We start from the raw sequence: 4,936 nt of genomic DNA, 5'->3' as shown, positions 1-4,936 counted from the left end.
GGCGCGGGCGACGCGGCGCGCTCCCCCCCCCCCCCCCCCCCCCCCCCCCCCCCCCCCCCCCCCCCCCCCCCCCCCCCCCCCCCCCCCCCCCCCCCCCCCCCCCCCCCCCCCCCCCCCCCCCCCCCCCCCCCCCCCCCCCCCCCCCCCCCCCCCCCCCCCCCCCCCCCCCCCCCCCCCCCCCCCCCCCCCCCCCCCCCCCCCCCCCCCCCCCCCCCCCCCCCCCCCCCCCCCCCCCCCCCCCCGCGCAGCCTCAGGGCGGCCGGGAGGCGGGGCAGCAGGGCGCGGGCGACGCGGCGCGCCTGGGTGTCGTGCACGGCCTCGCCGCACAGTGCCGCCGTGCGGCGGAACGCCACGGGGAGCGGCCGGCGCAGCCAGGTGATCAGGAGTTCGTTGCGGCGGACCAGGGCCTGGCGGCCGGGTCGGGGCGCATCGGCGGGAGAGTGCCGGGCGACCACGTCGGGGCAGTGGATGACCTCCCAGCCCGCTGCCGCCAGGTCGTAGGCGAGAAGGGTCTCCTCCGCGCCGAAGAACAGCAGCGGGTGGTAGCCGCCCACGTCGAGGTAGGCCTGTCTGCGGACGACGGCGGCGCAGCCGAGGAAGCCGAGGACCCTGCGGCTGCGCGGGGCCGATCCCTCGCCCAGCGGGGACGCGGCCAGGACGGTGTTGAGCGGGTCGGGGGTGCCTTCGGGTCCGACGGTGATGCCTGCCGCCAGCAGCCCCGTGGCGGGTCGGGCGGCGAGCAGGTCGACGGCCGTGGCCAAGGCTCCGGGTTCCCACCAGGAGTCGTCGTCGCTGAAGGCCACGTAGGGGGTGTGCAGGGCGCGGACGCCCTCGTTGCGGGCCAGCGCGCCCCGGTTGACGGTCAGCCGCAGTACCTCGACCCCCGGGAAGGAACGCGTGACCATGTCCGCCGTTCCGTCCGCCGAGGCGTTGTCGACCACCAGGACGCGGGGGGTCTCGGGGAGGGCCCGCAGCCGCTCCAGGGTCAGGGCGAGGGTCTCGCGCCTGTCCCTGGTCGCGATGACGACACCGAGCTGTCCGCGCAGGTCGCGCGGACAGGGCTGAGCGGGACCGTCATCGCGCCCGCGCCCGTGCCCCTGTCCGTGTCCGCGCCCGGGGACGCCGCCTGGCCCTTCCGTGGGACGTGACCCGAGACCTGGCCCTTCCGTGGGACGTGACCCGGGACCTGGCCCTTCCGTGGGGCCTGGGCCATCCGAAGGGCCTGGGCCGTCCGGAGGGCCGGGCGTGCTGCGGGGGGTGGCTGCCATGGCGTCGCGTCAGCCGCGGAACATCTCCTTCTCGACCTGGTCGGGTCCCTCGATGCGGTCGGTCCTCATGTGGGAGATCTTGTCGACGACCTTGTCGCTCGCCTTGTTCTTCTTGGCGAGGTCCGTGAGGGTCTGCCGGTCGGTCGGGTAGGAGGCGCCCTTGAGGGCCCGCTGAACCTCGATGGGGTTCACGTCGCTCATCGTTCCTCCACTGGTGTGCCGTACGGGTACGAGTACTCCGTACGGAGGGGTGTCGGATGTCCCTTATGCCCTTTCCTGCTCACTCCATGGTGGGAGCCACCCGGGTGGCCCGCAACACAGGAACGGGGCCCGCGCCCTGCCGGTGGGGCAGGGCGCGGGCCCCTGGGAGCGTCCCCTGGCTCCCGGTCTCGGGCCGCAGCCGGTCCTTGGGCCGCAGCCGGTCCTCGGGCCGCAGCCGGTCCTCGGGCCGCGGCCGGTCCTCGGGCCACGGCCGGTCCTCGGGCCGCGGCCACGGCAGGCTGCACCTCAGGCCACGGCAGGAGCCGCCTCAGGCCGTGGCGGGCTCCGCCTCGGGCACCGTGGCGGCCGGTGCCGCGGTGGTACCCGAGGAGGCACGCCGCGGGCGCGGCAGCCGGACGGGCCGCTGCTGGAGGAGCTGCGCGGCACCGGTGACGGCGACGATGGCCACTCCGCCCGCGATCAGTCCGCCGCGTGCGCCGGCGAACTCCATCACAGCGCCCAGCAGCGGGGGACCGACCAGGCCCCAGCCGGTGGAGGCACTGCGCCACACGCCGAGCACCCGGCCGCGCATGTGGGCGGGCGGTTCGGTCTGCAGCACGGTCGTCCCGGCGGTGTCCGAGACGGACTCGACCGCGGCCATGGGGGCCACCAGCAGGAGCAGGAAGGCCAGCGACGGGGAGAAGCCCGCCACCACCTGCAGCAGCGCACCGGCCGCCGCGAGGGTGGCCACGTGGCGCACGGCGGGCTTGCGCAGGCAGCCGGCGAGCACGGCGCCCGCCATGCCGCCGACGGCCAGCACCGTCGAGACGGTGCTGAAGGCTCCGGCGCCGGCGGCCAGCGGCCCCGTCACCAGGACGGCCAGCGTCAGCTGGTAGTTGCGGCCGAAGATGGCGGAGATGCCGGTGATGGCGGCCAGTGCGACCAGCCTGGGGTTGCGCGCGAAGTAGACCAGGCCCTCGCGGGTGTCGCCGCCGAGCCCGGCGCGCCGCCTGCCGGCCGCCGCCGCGGCCGGGGCGGGCCGCTCGTGCGCGGTCTGGGGTTCGCGTTCCTCCTTGGGCACCAGCTTCAGGAACGGGATGACGGCGGCCACCGCCAGGAAGGAGACGCCGTTGACGAGGTAGGCGGACGCCATGCCGAACCAGGCGACGGCGGCGCCCGCGGCGGCCGTACCGATCAGCCGTCCTGCGCTGTGCACCACGGAGCCGAGCGCGATGGCCGAGGGCACGTCCTTGCGCTTGACCAGGTCGTTGCCCAGCAGGGAGCAGGCGGGGTTGTCGACCGTGGCGATGGATCCGGTGACGGCGGCGAGCACCATCAGCAGCGGCACGGTGAGCATGTCGGTGGCGACGAAGGCGGCGGTGGCGAAGCCGACCAGGCCCAGCAGGGCCTGACTGACCGAGGCGGTCAGCTTGCGCGGCCAGGAGTCGACGAGGCTGCCACCGACGAGGCTGAGCAGCAGCCCGGGCGCGGCCTGCACGGCCAGGGACAGCCCTGTGGTGGCGGCGGACCCGGTGAGCTGCAAGACGAGCAGGTTCTGCACCGTCAGCTGCATCCACGTGCCGACGTTGGAGACCAGGTTGGCCGCGGACCACCAGCGCATGCTCGGGTACCGCAGCGAACGCCAGGGGTTGCGCGCGGACCGGTCGGAGTCACCGGAGCGGCCGGGGGCACCGGAGTCGCCGGAGGCACCGGAGTCGCCGGAGGCACCGGAGTCGCCGGATCGGTCGGTATCCCGGTTCTTGCGGAGCCCGAGGGCCCGGGTGGGCAGGCGGTCACGGAACCGTGCGCCCGGCCGGCGCCGGCCTTCGGGGGTCGGACTCTCGGCAGGAGTCTCGGTCGGACTCACGGCAGGACTCTCGATCGGACTCCCCGCAGGAGTCTCGGCAGGAGTCTCAACCGGACTCTCGGCAGTCGAGTGAAAAGGCATGAGGAATGCACACAGGAAGGCAGGGGACGGGAGGAAAGGGAGCGGGGGCGGGCGGGAAGCAGGCGGAAAAGGCGGCTTTCTCGCTGCCTCGCCCCGGGCCCTCAGCCATATTCACAGACGGCTCGCCGCGACTCGGTCGCCGTTCGGCGGACCGGCGCGCCGCCTTCCTCCAAACGCCCGGGATGACCAGCGGGAAAAGGGGCCGCGTTGCCTTGCTCACAGGCCGGGGAGCGAGGAGTGGTCCCTTACTCCCCGTCCGCGCCCGACCCCGCTGCACAGCGTTCGTTCACGCAGCGCAGCGCCACGGTGAGCAGCGCTCGACAGCTTCTCGGTTGCGACGCGGTGCGGGTCGCCTCAGGCTTGTGAGGGCGAGCACATCCGTGCTCGGCACGGCGGTTTCCCGTGCGGTCACTGACGGTCTCGCGCAAGCCCTTCGGGACATCTGAGCGAAAGCCGGAGGAGTGCTCATGGACAAGCCCACCGACTCCATACCCGGTTTCCGGAGATTCCGGCACGCCGTCGTCACGGGTGGCGCTGGATTCGTCGGCTCGCATTTGTGCACCGCACTGCTCGACAACGGGTGCGAGGTGACGTGTGTCGACGATTTCTGCACCGGCAGGCGGGAGAATGTGGCGCATTTGACGGACCGCCCCGGATTCCGTCTCGTCGAGGCCGACATCTGCCATCCGTTCGACGCCGAGGTGGCGGGCTCGGGCGCCGGTCAACCGCCCGACCTGGTGCTGAACTTCGCCTCTCCCGCCTCGCCCGCCGACTATCTGCGCATGCCCCTGCACACGCTGGAGACGGGCAGTTCGGGCACCCGCAACGCGCTGGCGCTGGCCCGCCGCCACGGTGCGCGTTTCCTGCACGCCTCCACCTCGGAGGCGTACGGCGATCCGCAGGAACATCCGCAGAGCGAACGCTACTGGGGTCATGTCAATCCGGTGGGGCCACGCAGCGTGTACGACGAGGCCAAGCGGTTCGGGGAGGCCCTGACGGCGGCCGAGGCCCGTGCGCGCGGCTCGGACGTGGGCATCGTCCGCCTCTTCAACACCTACGGGCCCCGAATGCGCGGCTACGACGGACGCGCCGTCCCCACGTTCGTGCGGCAGGCGCTGGCGGGCGAGGAGCTGACGGTGACCGGAGACGGGCGCCAGACCCGGTCGCTGGCCTACGTCGACGACACCGTGCGCGGCATCCTCGCGATGGCGGGATCGGAACTGCCGGGGCCCGTCAACATCGGCAACCCGGACGAGATCACCATGCAGGAACTGGCCCGGCTCGTCATCGAGCTGGCCGGCTCCGCCTCGGGGCTGCGCTTCATCGAGCGGCCGAGCGACGACCCGGCGGTGCGCTGTCCCGACATCACCCTGGCCCGCGGCAAGCTCCAGTGGGAGCCGACGGTGACGGCCAGGGACGGCCTTCGGCGCACCATCGACTGGTTCCGGCAGCACGCCGCCGGATGATGCCGCCCCGGGGGGGGGAGGCGCGAGCGGCCCCAACCCCGCCCCTGAAAGAC

The 4,936-nt window shown here is 74.4% G+C and carries 3 protein-coding genes and 1 pseudogene; 1 reads left to right on the top strand and 3 read right to left on the bottom strand.

Going from position 1 to position 4,936, the window contains the following annotated elements:
• Positions 1-242 precede the first annotated feature (242 nt).
• The 3 genes and pseudogenes from AB8Z75_RS31565 to AB8Z75_RS31555 all read right to left on the bottom strand — a co-directional run.
• Positions 243-1,046: pseudogene (locus AB8Z75_RS31565) on the bottom strand (glycosyltransferase family 2 protein); the annotation flags it as partial.
• Positions 1,047-1,277: 231 nt separating this feature from the next.
• Positions 1,278-1,469: a DUF2795 domain-containing protein gene (locus AB8Z75_RS31560; protein WP_114018184.1), complete on the bottom strand. Its 192-nt coding sequence runs from the start codon at positions 1,467-1,469 to the stop codon at positions 1,278-1,280.
• Positions 1,470-1,797: 328 nt separating this feature from the next.
• Positions 1,798-3,090, bottom strand: a complete 1,293-nt coding sequence (locus AB8Z75_RS31555) for an MFS transporter (RefSeq protein ID WP_369208023.1) — start codon at positions 3,088-3,090, stop codon at positions 1,798-1,800.
• Between the two features lie 794 nt (positions 3,091-3,884).
• Between AB8Z75_RS31555 and AB8Z75_RS31550 the strand changes: the two genes are divergently transcribed.
• Positions 3,885-4,883: an NAD-dependent epimerase/dehydratase family protein gene (locus AB8Z75_RS31550; protein ID WP_369208021.1), complete on the top strand. Its 999-nt coding sequence runs from the start codon at positions 3,885-3,887 to the stop codon at positions 4,881-4,883.
• Positions 4,884-4,936: the final 53 nt, after the last annotated feature.

The sequence above is a fragment of the Streptomyces sp. PU-14G genome (genome assembly GCF_041028275.1).
Taxonomy (GTDB): domain Bacteria; phylum Actinomycetota; class Actinomycetes; order Streptomycetales; family Streptomycetaceae; genus Streptomyces.
The sequence above is the reverse complement of the archived record's forward strand: the minus strand, read 5'-3'. Positions and strand labels throughout refer to the sequence as shown.

Coding starts and splice junctions, on each gene's coding strand:
- AB8Z75_RS31555 (WP_369208023.1), bottom strand. CDS start 3,090: ATGCGCTGGTGGTCCGCGGCCAACCTGGTCTCCAACGTCGGCACGTGG.
- AB8Z75_RS31560 (WP_114018184.1), bottom strand. CDS start 1,469: ATGAGCGACGTGAACCCCATCGAGGTTCAGCGGGCCCTCAAGGGCGCC.
- AB8Z75_RS31550 (WP_369208021.1), top strand. CDS start 3,885: ATGGACAAGCCCACCGACTCCATACCCGGTTTCCGGAGATTCCGGCAC.